The organism is Xanthocytophaga agilis, from assembly GCF_030068605.1.
GTDB classification, from domain to species: domain Bacteria; phylum Bacteroidota; class Bacteroidia; order Cytophagales; family 172606-1; genus Xanthocytophaga; species Xanthocytophaga agilis.
In genome coordinates this window covers 528,195-545,768 of the sequence record NZ_JASJOU010000002.1, presented here as the reverse complement: position 1 = coordinate 545,768, position 17,574 = coordinate 528,195, and the positions used below count along the sequence as shown (strand labels likewise).

11 protein-coding genes are annotated in these 17,574 nt (G+C 39.5%); 1 reads left to right on the top strand and 10 read right to left on the bottom strand.

The window, feature by feature from the left end; genetic code table 11:
• Nucleotides 1–9: 9 nt before the first annotated feature.
• The 10 genes from QNI22_RS09085 to QNI22_RS09040 form a co-directional block, all read right to left on the bottom strand.
• Nucleotides 10–336 carry a PadR family transcriptional regulator gene (locus QNI22_RS09085; RefSeq protein ID WP_313975260.1) on the bottom strand — a complete coding sequence of 109 codons (327 nt, stop codon included), beginning with the start codon at nt 334–336 and terminating at the stop codon, nt 10–12.
• Nucleotides 337–594: 258 nt separating this feature from the next.
• The gene (locus QNI22_RS09080; RefSeq protein WP_314510337.1) at nt 595–3,183 is read right to left on the bottom strand and encodes an ABC transporter permease; all 2,589 of its coding nucleotides are present in this window, start codon (nt 3,181–3,183) and stop codon (nt 595–597) included.
• Nucleotides 3,184–3,204: 21 nt separating this feature from the next.
• A complete protein-coding gene (locus QNI22_RS09075; RefSeq protein WP_314510336.1) occupies nt 3,205–5,790 on the bottom strand; it encodes an ABC transporter permease in 2,586 nt (861 codons plus the stop codon).
• Nucleotides 5,791–5,808: 18 nt separating this feature from the next.
• The gene (locus QNI22_RS09070) at nt 5,809–8,421 is read right to left on the bottom strand and encodes an ABC transporter permease (RefSeq protein WP_314510333.1); all 2,613 of its coding nucleotides are present in this window, start codon (nt 8,419–8,421) and stop codon (nt 5,809–5,811) included.
• Between the two features lie 44 nt (nt 8,422–8,465).
• Nucleotides 8,466–11,081: an ABC transporter permease gene (locus QNI22_RS09065; RefSeq protein ID WP_313993625.1), complete on the bottom strand. Its 2,616-nt coding sequence runs from the start codon at nt 11,079–11,081 to the stop codon at nt 8,466–8,468.
• Nucleotides 11,082–11,111: 30 nt separating this feature from the next.
• Nucleotides 11,112–11,453: a PadR family transcriptional regulator gene (locus QNI22_RS09060; RefSeq protein WP_313975250.1), complete on the bottom strand. Its 342-nt coding sequence runs from the start codon at nt 11,451–11,453 to the stop codon at nt 11,112–11,114.
• Nucleotides 11,454–11,606: 153 nt separating this feature from the next.
• Complete coding sequence (locus tag QNI22_RS09055) at nt 11,607–12,242, bottom strand: DNA-3-methyladenine glycosylase family protein (protein ID WP_313993622.1); 636 nt, start codon at nt 12,240–12,242, stop codon at nt 11,607–11,609.
• Nucleotides 12,243–12,329: 87 nt separating this feature from the next.
• Nucleotides 12,330–13,847: a glycoside hydrolase family 32 protein gene (locus QNI22_RS09050; RefSeq protein ID WP_314510330.1), complete on the bottom strand. Its 1,518-nt coding sequence runs from the start codon at nt 13,845–13,847 to the stop codon at nt 12,330–12,332.
• A gap of 44 nt (nt 13,848–13,891) precedes the next feature.
• On the bottom strand, nt 13,892–14,791 hold the full coding sequence (locus QNI22_RS09045) for a carbohydrate kinase family protein (RefSeq protein ID WP_314510328.1): 900 nt from the start codon (nt 14,789–14,791) through the stop codon (nt 13,892–13,894).
• Nucleotides 14,792–14,802: 11 nt separating this feature from the next.
• Nucleotides 14,803–16,128 carry a sugar porter family MFS transporter gene (locus QNI22_RS09040; RefSeq protein WP_314510327.1) on the bottom strand — a complete coding sequence of 442 codons (1,326 nt, stop codon included), beginning with the start codon at nt 16,126–16,128 and terminating at the stop codon, nt 14,803–14,805.
• Between the two features lie 588 nt (nt 16,129–16,716).
• Between QNI22_RS09040 and QNI22_RS09035 the strand changes: the two genes are divergently transcribed.
• Nucleotides 16,717–17,562: a hypothetical protein gene (locus tag QNI22_RS09035; protein ID WP_314510325.1), complete on the top strand. Its 846-nt coding sequence runs from the start codon at nt 16,717–16,719 to the stop codon at nt 17,560–17,562.
• The last annotated feature ends 12 nt before the right edge of the window (nt 17,563–17,574 follow it).

The window sequence follows — 17,574 nt, the reverse complement described above, 5'->3', positions numbered from 1 at the left end:
ATTTTAACTTTAAGACCAGGCTGTTTTAGGAATAGATTCCCACATCTGATTCCGTAGCTGGTGAATTTCTTCCAGTGCTCTTTTTCCTGCAATGGTTACAGAATAAAGTCGTTTGCGACGGCCACCACGTTCGGCAGTGGCTCCACCCATCTGAGAATTTACCAGACCCTTTTCTTCTAATCGATGCAGTGCTGAATGGACAGCCCCCAGATTCACAGACCGCCCCATCTGCTGTTCAATCTCACTGGTGACTGCTGCACCGTAAGCATCCCCTGACCGTATGGCAACTGCCAGTAAAACCACTTCCTCAAACTCTCCTAAATAGGTTCCTTTCATGGATAGTTAATGTAAAGAATGATTAGTTGTGTAAATGTATAACAAATGGTTTGCCAGAAGTGAAAAACGCTTCTGGTAAGCTTTAATGCAAGTTTTTGCTAATGAGAGTTGTATATAGTTTGTCCGTTAACGGACAAGAGGTGTCCGCTTTGATACAAGTGTTGGGATATGCTCAAACAATAAGAGCCTTGATATTCAAGGCTCTTATTGTTTGATGCAAATAGGGGTCTATATTGGGTAACACTAATTTTTGTATTCTTATTCGTTACGTAATGCTTTGACAGGATTTTTCAGAGCAGCTTTAATAGACTCATAGCTAACTGTGATGGCTGCAATACCTAATGCAGTGAAACAGGAAATTAGAAAGATAGTCCAGTCAACATTGATTCGATAGGCGAATCCTTCCAGCCAATTGTTTGCTGCATACCAAGCTAATGGAGTAGCAATAACCATAGCTAATAACAGTAGACGAGTAAAGTTTTGAGATAACAGATAAACGATGTTGCCAACAGAAGCACCTAATACTCTTCGCACCCCAATTTCTTTGGTACGCTGCTCGGCTATGAATGCGGATAGTCCATACAGACCTAAACAGGAAATGAAGATAGCCAATACGGCAAAAGCATTGAACAAATCTCCCATTCTGTTTTCTGTCTTGTAAAGGTTAGCCAGATCCTGATCTATAAAATGGTAAGTAAATGGATAGGCAGGATTAAGTTTCTTGTGAATAGACTCCAATGCCTGAATGGTTGCCTCTGTTTTATTGGGTTGAGTACGAATAATCACTTTGCCTCCCCAGGTATTGAGATGCATAAGCATTGGCTCTATAGATTGTTGAATGGGCTTAAAGTTAAAGTCCTGCACCACACCAATGATTGTTCCTTTTATGCCTCCAAAGGTGAGTGATTTCCCTACCGCATTCGAGATATTCATTCCCATAATCTGAAGTGCTTTTTCGTTGACAATATAACTTGCTGAATCAGCTTTTGAATCAGGATAAAAGCTTCGACCACTAAGTATTTTCATCTTGAAGATATCAATAAAGCCTGCATCAACAGCCATGGTTGGAAAGAGGGGTTGACTTTGAGGATTTTTCCCTTCCCAGAATACATCAACAACACCAGTTGCCAGATTGGTGGGTAGGTCCAGAGAGATGGCAAAGTTTTGTGTGAGCGGATTTTGCTTTAGTTCATTTTTAAAGGCTTGTTGCTTGCTCCATAACTCACCTGTCATCTGTACATACAGCAAATTCTCTTTATCAAATCCCAGATTTCGTTGCTTAATGAATTGTAGTTGATTATAAACCACTGTTGTCCCGACCAGCATAATAATAGATACTACAAATTGACAGACTACTAACCCATTACGAAGCCAACTGCCTCCGCCAGCTATGGTCAAATTTCCCTTGAGTACTTTTATAGGCTGGAATTTGGAAAGAAACAAAGCAGGGTAACTTCCTGACAGCAATCCAGTAGTGATGGCGATTGCTCCAATTATTAGAAGAAGGTTAGTATCCAGGAAATTGAGTGTAAGTTGTTTGTCTGAAAGTATGTTAAAGAATGGGATCAGCAGCCACACCAGAACAACTGCTACTAACAATGATATAAAGGATATCAGTGAGGACTCCGCTAGAAACTGTCCAATGAGTTGAATCCGGTCTGCTCCCACTACTTTACGTAATCCCACTTCTTTGGCCCGTTTAGCAGATCTGGCAGTAGCCAGGTTCATAAAGTTGATACAGGCAACAATCAAAATGAACACCGCCACGACTGAAAATATCCGCACATATTGGATATTACCATTGCCTGCTACATCTCTGAGTAAATGTGAATTCAAATGAATACTGAGTACAGGTTGTAATTTAAAATCTACACGAAGTGGTATATTTTTCTCGATAAGTTTACCAATGCGTTTCTCAAGGTTGGCTAAGGAAGTAGGGGATGTATTAGTCTTGTCTTCAAGCTGGATATAGGTATAGAAATCAAAGTTGTTCCAGTTATTGTTTTTCAAATCGTAATTAGTTCTTGCTAAGAAGGACATGGGTAGAATAAAGTCAAACTGTAAGTGAGAAGTACTAGGAATATCAGCCAGTACACCTATTACAACTAATTCATCCTGATTATCTTTTCGGATTGTCTTACCCAGTGCATCTTCCTGACCAAAATATTTTTGAGCCATTCTTTCTGTAATTATAATTCCATCCGGACGGTTTAAGGCTGTTCTTACATCCCCTTTAACCAATGGAAAAGAAAATACATCAAAGAAAGTTGAATCTGCATAATAAATCCCTTCCTCTTCAAATTTACGATCTCCTACCCCTAATATATGGGTATCACTATGCAAGCGTACTGTATTTTTGATCTCCGGTAATTTGTCTGCCAATAAAGCTGCTGTTGGTACAGGTGTTATGGCTGCATCAACACCAGAGGCATTGATTGTAAGGCGATACAACTGATCGGCGTGTGTATGAAAACGATCATAGCTGAGTTCATCCTGCACCCAAAGCAAAATCAGAATACTACAGGCCATACCAACAGATAAACCGAGAATGTTAATTACTGAAAATGCTTTCTGACGAGTCAGATTGCGAAAGGCGATAAGAAAGTAATTTCGTAACATATCGGTAAGGACAGGTTTGGGTGAATGTCGGCGTTTAAAAATGGATGGTCTCAGATAACTGAATATATCTCTGAAATAAAGCCAATCTGCTTTTGTCTTGCTTGTTCGTTTGATTCGTAATTGATAGCGTTCATGCAAGTCTCCCTGCACTTCTTCCCACAGGTTAGGTGTACAAAAACGTTCTAATAGTCGATCTAGCCAGCGAGGAGGTTGATCTTTTCTACTCATTATACGATATGACTTTGTTAGTTACTCATTACGTAATGCTTTAACAGGATTTTTCAGGGCAGCTTTGATAGATTCATAACTCACTGTAAGAGCGGCAATACCTAATGCAGTGAAACAGGAAATTAGAAAGATAGTCCAGTCAACATTGATTCGATAGGCGAATCCTTCCAGCCAATTGTTTGCTGCATACCAAGCTAATGGAGTAGCAATAACCATAGCTAATAACAGTAGACGAGTAAAGTTTTGAGATAACAGATAAACGATGTTGCCAACAGAAGCACCTAATACTCTTCGCACCCCAATTTCTTTGGTACGCTGCTCGGCTATGAATGCGGATAGTCCATACAGACCTAAACAGGAAATGAAGATAGCCAATACGGCAAAAGCATTGAACAAATCTCCCATTCTGTTTTCTGTCTTGTAAAGGTTAGCCAGATCCTGATCTATAAAATGGTAAGTAAATGGATAGGCAGGATTAAGTTTCTTGTGAATAGACTCCAATGCCTGAATGGTTGCCTCTGTTTTATTGGGTTGAGTACGAATAATCACTTTGCCTCCCCAGGTATTGAGATGCATAAGCATTGGCTCTATAGATTGTTGAATGGGCTTAAAGTTAAAGTCCTGCACCACACCAATGATTGTTCCTTTTATGCCTCCAAAGGTGAGTGATTTCCCTACCGCATTCGAGATATTCATTCCCATAATCTGAAGTGCTTTTTCGTTGACAATATAACTTGCTGAATCAGCTTTTGAATCCACGTAAAAGCTTCGACCAATGAGTAGCTTCATTTTGAATACATCAATAAAGCCTGCATCTACAGCCATGGTTGGAAAAATAGGTTGGCTTTGAGGATCTTTCCCTTCCCAGGATACATCAGCTGCTCCTGTACCCAAATTGGTTGGGAGGTCTTGTGCAATAGCAAAACTTTGTGTGAGTGGATTTTGCTTTAGTTCATTTTTGAGGGCTTGTTGCTTGCTCCATAACTCACCTGTCATCTGTACATATAGTAAATTTTCTTTGTCAAATCCCAGATTCCGTTGCTTAATGAATTGTAGTTGATTGTAAACTACTGCTGTTCCAACTAACATAATAATGGAAACTACAAATTGACAGACTACTAACCCATTGCGGAACCACACATTACCATTTTCGACTGCCAGATTTCCTTTTAATACTTTGATAGGTTGAAATCTGGAGAGAAACAGAGCCGGATAACTTCCTGAAAGCAATCCGGTAGTTAATGCTATGGCTCCAATGATTAAGAGTAGCCTTGTGTCTAAAAAATTGAGTGTAAGTTGCTTATCTGAAAGCATGTTAAAGAATGGGATTAGCAACCAGACCAGAACAATTGCTACTAACAATGAAAAAAAGGATATCAATGAAGATTCAGCCAGAAACTGCCCAATGAGTTGAAAACGATCAGCTCCCACTACTTTACGTAATCCTACTTCTTTGGCACGTTTAGCAGATCTGGCTGTAGCCAGGTTCATAAAGTTGATACAGGCGACAATCAAAATGAACACAGCTACTACTGAGAATATGCGTACATACTGAATATTTCCATTCCCTGCTACATCTCTGAGTAAATGTGAGTTCAAATGGATACTGAGTACAGGTTGTAACTGAAAATCTACACGAAGCTTTATGTTTTTTTGGACAATGTTATTGATCTGTTTATTCAGACGAGCTAAAGATGATGCATCTGCATTTTTATCAAGCAAAACATATGTATAAAAGTTGAAACTACCCCATCGGTTTTCCTTGAGATCTCTATCTGTTCTTGCTAAAAAGGACATTGGTAGAATAAAGTCAAACTGTAAGTGAGAGGTAGCAGGAATATCAGCCAGTACACCTGTCACTACAAAATCATCCTGATTATCTTTTCGGATGGTTTTGCCTAATGCGTCTTCTTGTCCGAAATATTTCTGGGCCATTCTTTCTGTGATCAGAATTCCATCCGGGCGATTTAATGCTGTTTTTATATCTCCTTTGACCAATGGAAAAGAAAATACATCAAAGAAAGTTGAATCTGCATAATAAATCCCTTCCTCTTCAAATTTACGTTCACCTACTTCTAATACGTGGGTATTATCAGATAGCCTTACTGCACTCTTTACTTCAGGTATTTTATCTACCATTGCTGCTGCAGTTGGAGCTGAGGTAACAGCTGCATGAATATCTGGTGTATGGGATGTAAGTCGATACAACTTGTCGGCGTGTGTATGAAAACGATCATAACTGAGTTCATCCTGCACCCAAAGCAAAATCAGAATGCTACAAGCCATCCCTACAGATAAGCCAAGAATGTTAATTACTGAAAATGCTTTCTGACGAGTCAGATTGCGAAAGGCGATAAGGAAGTAATTTCGTAACATATCTGTAAGGACAGGTCTAGGTGAATGTCTGCGTTTAAAAATTGATGGTCTCAGATAACTGAATATATCTCTGAAATAAAGCCAATCTGCTTTTGTCTTGCTTATTCGGTTGAATCGTAATTGATAACGTTCATGCAAGTCTCCCTGTACCTCTTCCCATAAGTGAGGCGCACAAAAACGTTCTAACAATCGATCTAACCACCGAGGGGGATGATTATTTGTATTCATCATAACATATCAACTGGCTATCTACTCGGTTCTTAGGCTTTTGACTGGATTTTGTAATGCTGCTTTGATGGATTGAAAACTAATAGTCAGAATGGTAATGACAAGTGTAACAATACCTGCCAGCACAAATATCCACCAACTGATTTCAGTCCGGTAAGCAAATCCCTGAAGCCACTCGTTAACGGCATACCATGCTACAGGTACTGCGATCAGCATGGCTACTACAATCAGTTTAAGAAAGTCAGCAGAGAAGAGTAGTACAATCTGACCAACAGATGCACCCACTATTTTTCGAATACCAATTTCTTTGGCCCGTTGTTCTGCAGAAAAAGAAGCTAATCCAAACAAACCCAGGCAGGCAATAAAAATAGCCAGTCCGGCAAAGTAATTAGACAAACGACTAATCACCTGCTCACTCTGATATTGCCGTGCATACTCCTGATCTGTGAAATAGTAGGTAAATGGATATTCAGGATTTAGCTTTTTACATACTGTTTCTATTTCAGAAAGAGTTCGTTGGGTATTACCTGTTTCTATTCGAACCATAATACTACCTTCCCGATGCTGATTACGTAGATAGGCAATCAGAGGACGTATAGGTGTATGTAGCGATTGAAAGTGAAAGTCTTTGATTACGCCGATAATCTTGCCTTGATGATTCCCCCAGTTCAGAAATTTGCCAACAGGATTTTTATATCCTATGGCTTTTAGTGCTGATTCATTAATCAGAAAACCTGTTGAATCTGTGGCAAATTTCTTTGAAAAGTCCCGGCCTTCTTTCATTTTCAGATTCATAGTCTCCACAAAGTCATAACCTACACCAACAGGAGTAAAGCGAACTCTATTCGTAGGATCACTGCCTGGCCAGGAAATTCCATCTGTTCCCCAATTAAGGCTGGCTGGAGATTCGGTAATATGTGATACTTGTTTCACACCTGAAATCTGAGAGAGTTGTTCTTTCAGAATCCCATAATCTTTATCCAGATTTCCCTCTAGTGGAAAATAAATCAGGTTTTCGCGAGAGTAGCCCAGGTTTTTGGTTTGTACATATTCTATCTGACGATAGATAATAATCATACCAATAATTAGAATAGTTGATAGGGCAAACTGAAATACTACCAGACCCTTGCGAAACCAGAGTGAACCAGAAGTAAACTTAAGTGTGCCTTTGAGTACATTTACGGGATTAAGAGAGGATAAGAAGAATGCTGGATAACTACCTGCCAGTAAACCTGTTATGAACGTCATGCCTGCAACTATCCCCCAAAAGGAGATGTTGGTTATAGGTATAGTCATATGTTTGTTTGTGAGGCTATTGAAAAATGGCAATAAGACAAATACCAATAAAAGTGATAATCCAACTGCAAGGATTGTAAGAAGCATTGCCTCACTGAGAAACTGTCTGGTTAGAGCTGAGCGTATAGCTCCAATAGCTTTTCGTACCCCTACTTCTTTAGCTCGCTTGGCAGATCTGGCAGTAGCCAGGTTCATAAAGTTAATACAGGCAATCAGCAGAATAAAGACAGCTACAATGGTGAACAGATGTATATATTTAATGCGTCCACCTGCAACTTGAGCATTTTCAAAATTGCTGTTCAGATAATATTCATGAAAAGGCTGTATACCCAGTTCGGTACGAAAGGTCTTATTCGGATCTGGAATGTATTTGTCTGTGAAATGTTTGAGTTTTGCTTCTACTTTGGCTGGATCTGCATCAGCGCGAAGCATAAAGAATGTTAGCGGATCGTTGGAATCCCATCCTTTCGCCCATTCATTATCTTGTACATACGATTCCCAGGATCTGAGACAATCAAATTGCAAGGTGCTGTTTTGGGGAATATTTTCAAATACCGCAGTTATTATCAGATTTTTTCGGTTGTCATATCTGATAGTTTTGCCGATAGCAGCTTCTGGTGAACCAAAAAAAGCTTCTGCCATTTTTCGGGATATTGCCAGATTGTTTACGTCCTTTAATGCTGTTTCTACATTTCCTTGTAGCAGAGGAAAGCTGAACATTTTAAAGAAATCCGGACCTGCTGTATTGATACCTTGCTTATTGGTCTTATTTCCAACGGTAAATGCCTGATAGTTTGTCCATGAAAAAGCTGTTGCCATCTCAATTTCCGGTATTTCTTTTTTTAGTTCTTCTGCCAGCGGTCCTTGGGTCCATATAACCCCTTGCGCTTTTCCACTGAAAAACTGACGTTCATAAATCCTATACAGCTGATTTTTATGTATATGAAAGGCATCAACACTGTATTCATCCTGTATCCAGAACATAATAAGCAGGGTACATGTCATGCCAAGTGCCAGACCAGCTATGTTGATAGAAGAGAATGCTTTATTTTTGAGAAGGTTCCTCCAGGCTATTGTGAGATAATTACGTATCATATCTGCAAATGAAGGTTGAGGTGAATAGTGATGTTTGAAAACCGAAGGACGCAGATAACTGAGTGAATCCCTGAAGTAAAGCCAGTTAGCTTTTGTCTTACTTGTCCGTTTGATTCGTAAATAGAATCGTTCATGCAGATCTCCCTGCACTTCTTCCCACAGATGTGGTGCACAAAATCGCTCCAGTAACCAATCTAACCACCGTGGTGGTGGATGAAAATGATCCTTCTCTTTGTTGTTCATAGTGTAGCACTCATTTTAAACAATGTTTATCTTCTACAAATAACCTATTCTGTCCGTAAGCTTTTGATTGGATTGCGTGAGGCTGCTTTTAGTGTCTGAAAGCTGATCGTGAGTAAGGTAATCAGTAAGGCTCCCGCGCCAGAAGCAATGAAAACCCACCAGGCGATGCTAGTCCGATATTCGTATTGTTGTAACCAACTGTTTGAGAAGTACCAACTAACAGGAACTGCAATGAGAAAGGCTACAGAAACCAGAAGGACAAAATCTTTGGAAAGTAATTGCCACAGACTGAAAACAGAGGCTCCAAGTACTTTGCGAATGCCTATTTCTTTGATCCGTTGTTCGGCCATGAAGGAAGCTAACCCAAATAATCCCAGACATGACAGAAAGATGGATAATGTTGTAAATATGGTTGCCAGGTTAGCTATGCGTTCTTCATCTGAAAATTTGTGCGCATACTCTTCATCTACAAATGTGTAATCAAATTCGCTTCCGGGATTTATCTTTTTGAAAACAGGCTCAATTCTTTCCAAGGCTTCGTGTGCCGATAAGGAAGGAGATAAGCGTACCATGATGAAATTTGACCATTTGTATTCCAGCATGTATAACATGGGCATTGTTGCCTGATAAGGGGATGTTACAATCATATCTTTTACAACTCCTGTAATGATACGATCAGGTTGACCAGGAGAAGAAAGATGCTCTCCTACAGGATGTTTCAATCCCATAAGCTTTGCTGCTGCTTCATTGATAATAACGGAGCCTGTATCTGTTGGAAACTCTCTGGAAAAATCACGTCCTTCTTTAATCTGCCAGCCTAGTGTATTTCCATAATCATGTGTAACTGCAAAAGAACCTAGCAGAGGGACCAGACTGGGGTCTTTGCCTTTCCAGCTAATATTTTTCTCAATGTAAGAGACGTCTGTAGTGGGATCAGATGAACGTGCCATGTCTTTTACCGCTCCTGTCAAAAGAAGCTGACTCCGTAAAAAATTATAGGGAGTATCATAAAGCTCAGGCGTGTTCATGTGAATGAGAATAAGTCCTTCCCTATTGTATCCTACTGATCTGTCTTTAGCAAACTGAATCTGTTGGTAGACAATGATAGTCCCGATAATCAAGGTCACAGAAACCGTAAACTGAGTTACTACCAGGGCTTTGCGTGGTAATGTGGCCAGTCGACCGATCTGCAAGGCTCCTTTCAATACTTTGATAGTCTCAAAAGAAGATAGATAGAATGCCGGATAACTTCCTGCTAATAGGCCCGTCAGTACTGTAAATCCTAGGATGATGGTCCAGAAGGATATACTAGCCCATGTTATGTGAATTTCTTTATATGCAATCTGGTTAAAGAAAGGAAGCGAAATCCATAAAAAGGCCAATGCCAGAACCAGCGCAAGGAAGGAGATAAGTACAGACTCGCTGAGAAACTGCCCTATCAATTGCGTTCGAACTGATCCAATGGCTTTTCGGATACCCACTTCTTTGGCTCGTTTTTCACTACGGGCAGTTGACAGATTCATAAAGTTGATGCAAGCCAGCAACAACACAAATACCCCAATGATACCAAACATCCAAACAAACTGAATTCTGCCACCTGCTACTTGCCCATTTTCAAACTGATTGTATAAATGCCATTGACTCATGGGATATAAAAGAATTTCTTCTTTCCCTTCTTTTATATGTGGTTGGGCAATGTGTTTGACAATGTTATTTACCGTATGAATATCTGTCCCTTCTTTTAACTGAACAAATATCCGCCAGTTACGGTAGTCCCAATCTGCCTGAGCTTCTTTTACTCCTCCACCGAATGTGCTGACAGCTTTGTCCCAAGCCAGAAAAAGTTTGGTTTCATAGAATGTGGAATTCTTGGGCAGATCTTCAAATACGCCAGCTACCTTCACTTCTGCCATATTATCTATTCGGATAATCTGGCCTAATGGATCTTTTTCGCCAAATAAGGCTTTTGACAGAGAGTTAGTGATCAGTACAGAAGAGGGATCTTTTAATGCACCCCGGCTTCCTTTGATCATATGTAAACCCAACATTTCAGGGAATTCTGGTTGGGTCCATACACCTGACTGCGCTACTTTTTTATCTCCAACTGCCAGGACATGTGTATAGTTTTTCCAGACAAGAGAGACATGTTCAAAATGATTGGCATATTTGGTTCGTAATTCATTCGCTAAAGGAATCGCACCTAAATCACTGGTAGTAGATTCTCCATTGAATGTACGGGTATCCATTACCTGAGCAATGTGCTCATAATTCGGGTGGTAGGTATCATACGAAAGTTCATCATATATCCACAGTCCAATCAACATAGCGACTACCATTCCCACGGCCAGACCTCCTATATTGATAACCGAATACGTTTTGTTGCGAGTCAGATTACGCAATGCAATAGTGAGATGATTTCGTAACATATCTGTAAGGATAGGTTTGGGTGAATCTGTACGTTTAAAAATGGAGAGCCTTAAATAGCTTATTGTATCTCTGAAGTAAAGCCAATCTGCTTTTTGCTTACTTGTTCGTTTGCTTCGTAGTTGATGTCGTTCATGCAGGTCTCCCTGCACTTCCTCCCATAAGTGAGGTGCACAAAACCGCTCCAGTAACCAGTCTAACCAGCATGGAGGATGATTCTTTTTACCGATGCTCATACTTATTTTGTGAACATTGTGGTACTTTTTTTAGGCCAGATCTATTTTAGGCAGCGCATTAGGAAGTATTCGTTGCCAGAGCCTGTCCCGAACGGCTTGAACTTCATGCAGTACACGACTGCCTGCAACTGTTACTGTAAAGAGGCGTTTGCGACGGCCACCTCGTTCAGCTGTGGCTTCACCCATTTGAGAATTGACAAGTCCTTTGTCTTCCAGACGTTGCAACGCTGCATGAACTGCACCTGTGGTTACAGTATGTCCGGTCTGTGCTTCCAGTTCTTCTGCAATCACTACACTGTAAGCGTTAGGTGTCAGAACCGCTACTGTTAATAACACAATTTCTTCAAATTCCCCAAGATCACTTCGACGCATAAGAAAAGAGATAATGATTGTTTTGTATTACTTCTATTTCGGTATAACAAATGGTCTGCCAAAAATAAAAGCCTCAAAAACTGATTGTTTTGAGGCTTTTATAAAAGAGTAGCGTTTAGCAACTGTCCGTAAGCGGACAGCAATTGTCCGATTTTAGACAATCTGGGTTATCGTATCCTGTGTGGGTTGAACTAGTAGTAAATACTTTTTGTCTCGGGATCGCCACAAATATTTACAAGCAAGCGTGCGATTAGGCTTCCATCTTTCCGCTATCTCATGAAGACGTTTGTGTAACTCTTTCCCGGTTTCATTCACTTTATATAATTCAACCATCGATTGTCTGATTATCAGATCATCTATGGGAAATATATCCGGACGATTCATTGGAAACATCAGAAGCATCTGTACAGTCCAGCGGCCTACACCCTTAATCTGAGTAAGATGTGTAATGATCTCTTCATCTGTCAAAGACGTAAGCCGATCCATTGTGATAGGATATTTCTGGTGAAAGGTGGCTATATTACGGATGTAATTTACTTTCTGACCAGATAAACCTATTGAACGAAGCTTTTCTATATCTGTCAGAAGAACTTGTTCTGCAAGAGGGTTATTGTTCTCAAATAATCCGCAGAAACGGGCATAAATAATATCGGCTACTTTTACAGAAAGTTGTTGAGAAATAACAGATTCCAGTAATCCAACATATAAGTCTGTCTGAGAAGAAACTACAGGGGCTATGATGGTTTCGACCAGACGGGTCATAATCAAATCTTCAGCATGCCAGGACATAATAATCAGAGATAAGTTTCTTCAAATTTACTGATTTTTGCCTGAAACTTATCTCTGATATAGAAGCATATACTCTAAGTTAGTGTCTTAGTTTTTGACGGGTTGTTTAACGGATGGCTTAAGCTTGGTGTATAGTAAATTTTCAATAAAGATACCTTTCGCTGATTTGATGTAAAGTTGAGACATAGGCTGTTCCGGAAAAAAGATCCCAGTCATTACGGTTAGTCCATTATCTGCAAACAGTTCTACTGAAGCAACATCTACAATTACTGTAAGCGAGATGATCTGATCTGCTGAGAGGCGGGGAGCAGTATACCGTTTTCCAAATCCTTCTCTAAAGTTTGTTTGGCCGGAATGGGTACGATCTATATAGTATACATTACTGGCTTTATCATATCCGATGATTACTTCATTTCCCCGATCATTAGCCAGTACAATAGAGAAGTCATTTGTATTTTGTGCTGACACATCCAGTTTAAATAATCCGGTTTCATTTTTTAGCTTACTCGTGAGTGGACGTCCTCCTTTGATATTTTCTTTTTTGAGTGAGAAGCTTTCCCCTTTCAAAACATTTAACTCTTTTACAGGAACAGATGTTAGAAACCAGTCTTTCTTTATTTGAGTAAGTCCTAATTCCCGCGGTACAGTCATTGCACTGCGCCAAGGGCTGGTGGGCACTTTTTCTCCATATAACCAGTTACTCATCCAACCCAGAAACAGGGTTCGTTCGTTGGTATTAGCAATGGTTACACCTGCATAGTTATCTGTTCCGTAATCAATCCATTTGGTTTCTTTAGAATAGGGCTTAAACGTTTTTCCATCAAAGTCTCCTATAAAGTATTGAGTAGCGGATCCTTCATTTGGCCCGCCAGGATTGATGCTAACCAACAATACCCAAGCCGTTTTTCCATTAGCTGTTAGTGGAAATAAATCAGGACATTCCCATACTCCGCCATGTGATCCTGCATCCTGTCCAAACTCACTTTCTTTTGTCCAGTTCTTTAAATTAGGTGAAGAGTAAAAGGTGATACGATCTTTAGTGGCAAGGGACATGATCCATTTTTGCTGAGGTTCATACCAGCGTACTTTGGGATCACGAAAATCAGTAATACCGGGATTAGGTAGTACTGGGTTATTTTCATATTTCTTCCATGTTTTGCCTTCATCTAAACTATATGCCAGACTTTGGTATTGGTATTTGTCGCTTTTTTGTTTTTCCAGATCTGGATTATGGTGTGTGAAAATGGCAACCAGTGGTGATACACCATTTTTACCCAAACCGCTGGTATTATCCTTGTCTACTACCACACTTCCTGAGAAAATATATCCCAGACTATCCGGATACAATGCGATGGGCTGCTCTGTCCAGTGAACCAGATCTGCACTAGTCGCATGTCCCCAGTGCATAGGTCCCCAGGTAGTTCCATCCGGATAGTGTTGAAAAAACAGATGATAAGTCCCCTTATAATACACCATTCCATTTGGATCATTCATCCAATGCTTGTTAGGGGAGAAATGAAACTGTGGACGATGAGGTTCGTTCTGGGCCACAGAATAATAGACCACATGGATCAATAAGAAAAGACAAGCCAGCCGTTTATACATATAAATAGGAGTAGGGTAGAACAAATTATAGATGTGTTCTTTAATCACGAAGAAAGTATCTGAGCCTTTGCTAAAAATGAGTATATATCTTCTTCAGAAAATTGTGGAGTGGCCCCTTGTTTCGTTGCCAGAAAGGCTCCTGTTGCACACGCAAATTCAAGTGTTTTCTGAGGCACCTCATTTTGTAAGGTTTTGTAAAGAAAGGCAGCCAGAAATGCATCACCACTACCAATGGTATCTTTTACTTCGACAATGAAGCCTGATTGCTGAAAGAATCCATCTTTGTTTAGCAACGCTGCTCCCTGAGCACCTAATGTTACACAAATCGTGTCTAGAGAGTAGCGATCTTGTAATGCCTGCATGGTAGTATGTAATTCTGTTGAGTCTCCATACCAGGCTGCCAATTCTGCCAGTTCATGCTCATTCAATTTTGCTATGTGAGCCTGGTGTAACAGATCTTCTACTAATTCTCGTGTATAATGTGGTGCTCTTAAGTTTACATCAAAAACTTTATGTGGGGCTATCTTTAGCAGTGATAGAAGAGTCTCCTGTGATTGCTGACTACGGGCTACAAGACTGCCATATACAAAGAAGTTACTTTGTTTTACAGTTTGTTCCATGCTTTGAGTTAACTGTATATAATCCCATGCTACAGGCTGAACAATTTTATACGTCACTTCATTCGCATCCGAAACATTGGCTTTGGCTACACCTGTAAGATGTGATTGCCCTGTTTGGACTAGTTCGGTCGAGATACCTTTCTGTTTTAGAAAATCCAGTAATTCACTGCCTAGTTCGTCATTTCCTACCCGACTTATAAGCTGAGCATTGACACCAAAATTCCGAAGGTCCGCTGCTACATTCATTGGCGCACCTCCGGGTTGTTTACTGGTGGGCAATACATCCCAGAGAATCTCTCCAAAACAAACGATTAGTGGATTCATAGCCAGAGTGATTAATGAGATATAAACGTTCTTTCAATTTGTTCCAGGCTGGTGCCTTTGGTTTCTGGCATAAGTCGAAGAACAAACAATAATTGCAACACCATCATGATTGTAAAAAACAGGAATGTGTTCCCGCCTCCAAAACGTTCTGCCAGGTAAGGAAATGTGAATGTGATAATAGCAGCCATAATCCAGTGCGTAAAGCTTCCTAACGCTTGTCCACTAGCCCGTACTTCATTCGGGAAAATCTCGGATATAAACACCCATATAACGGCTCCCTGTGAGAATGCAAAAAAGGCTATATACACAAACAACAGTAAAGGAACAGTTAATCCACTAAAGTCCTGAGCATAAAAAGCTCGGGCTACTAAAGCCAATGTGATGATTAAACCAACAGAACCTATTTTCATTAATGTTTTGCGTCCATACCGATCAATCAAATTCAAAGAGATCATGGTAAATACCAGATTGACTACACCCACACCTGTAGAAGATAATAAAGCAGAGTTTTTACCCAGACCTGTCATTTCAAAAATACGTGGTGCATAGTAGATGATTGCATTAATGCCTGATACCTGATTAAATACGGCAAACAACACCGCCAGCATAATAGGTGTGCTATAAGAACCAGAAAAGAGTTTTGTTGTCTGAGGTTGATCTACATGTTTTTGTATGGCTATAAAAGTCTCTTCTGCCGTTTCCGGATCAATTAGTTGTAGTACTTCCCGAGCCTGAGCAGTTTGTCCTTTCGCTAAAAGTAGCCAGCGTGGACTTTCTGGAATATTTAAGACAGCTACCAGAAAGATTATTGAAGGAAAAGCCTGAACTCCCAACATCCATCTCCAGGATTCATTGGTCATAAATTCGGCCAGAAGATAGTTAGACAGATAGGCAACCAGAATTCCTAACACAATATTGAATTGAAAAAGAGCAACCAATCTTCCTCTGGATTTAGCTGGAGAGATTTCAGTGATATACATAGGTGCAGCTACTGAAGATGCACCTACTCCTAAGCCGCCCAGGAAGCGAAAGATCAAAAACATTTCCCAGTTAACAGCAAGAGCTGTTCCAATAGAAGAGATCAGATAAAGAACTGCAATCCAGAAAAGCGTTTTTTTTCGGCCTAATCGTTGAGCTGGAATACCACCTAGCATGGAGCCAATTACAGTCCCAATTAAGGCGATGGATACCGTTAGCCCATGTTCCCATACATCAAGTTGCCATAGAGATTCGAGGGATTGCTCTACGCCGGAGATAACAGCAGTATCAAAACCAAAAAGGAAGCCTCCCAAGGCTGCAGTAATAGACCAAAAGAAAATACGTTGTTTCTGATTCATGATTGGCTTAGAAAGTCAGTTAGTAGAGTTAGATGAATGACCCAACAACAGATACAGTGGTATGGATAATGAGAAGAACTTTATATATAAAATTGTCTTCTCTGTATTTATTATTGTATCATGCAAAGATAAGATATGTGAATTCTAATACAAGTCTTCTATAGACACAATAAATTTATTCATCTACCTTCCAGAATCTCATTCTTTGTCTATTTTGGCATTGTTTCTAGTATACTGATTTCATTAATGATTCAACGCTACTTTACTGCCTATATATGGTTAGGGATTGTTTCAATAACTGTAGCAATCTTTATCAATTTGTTCTTAAATATGAATAACTCATTAGTACAATTCATATTGGATGAAACTGATTTCTTAACTACAACCTCTTTGTTTTTGATGCCTTATCTAATGGGTATACTTTGGTTATGGTATGTAGAGCCCATATGGAATATAGAAAAGACTCTATTTACGCGAAGAATATGGTGGATTGCTTATTTATTACTTCTGTTGTTCTGGGTTTGCAGGGGAATGCTGTTATACTTTCCTGTAGAAGTATCTGGTGGAGGGTGGACGATATATCCTCCTTTGAATGCAGTAAAAACTGAATCAAATTTGATAAATACTACTATAGTCAACAGAGTTATATGTGAGGGCATGGCAATATTGGTGTTGCTACTAGCAATGTTTTTACAACTGATTAATTTGTTGTTTATATTATATATCCGTTGGAAGATGGGAGGTTTTGGAAAACTACGTTGGTTTACTTGGTTTTTGGTTGTGATTGTTTTTCCAACTTGGGTTATTGTAGGAATAGGATTAATATGGGCTGTATTTCTTCTAGCAGATGCTTTGACTGGAATAAACTTTTTATTGGGAGAAATTTATATTGCAGAGGTACCTCCTGTTACTTCTATTAATCAAGTTAGTTTTTGGGAAAGAACATCTGTTGTTGAATATATTGGATATTGTACTATACTGGTTCTGATATGTTTGGTTCTTTATTCTAATGTTCCCAGAAGTAGAGTTGGGCTTATATATTTGTTTATAGCAATAGTAGGTGTTGGCATGAACTATTTTGCTTCTATTACAAATTTGAATATCCTGTTAGGAAATTATTATATAGTTGCTCATCCACATATGTATGATTTGAAATATATGATCATTTTGGGAGGGTTATCAGTTTTATATCAGCTTATATTGTCTAATGAGCAAACTATGAGGCCTTGGCTTTCTTATCTCCATCTCGTTATTTTTGTGTTGGGTTTTCTATGGATTATAAATAATAAAATACCTGTATCTACTGATGAGCTTTTCTGGAAATTCCGCAAAAAAGAATTATTTGTTATCTATATACTTCTTCTGATTGGTCAATTTTCTTTTATGATCAATTATGGAATTACACTACTAAACAACAAAAAAGCCCCAGCATAAATAACTGAGGCT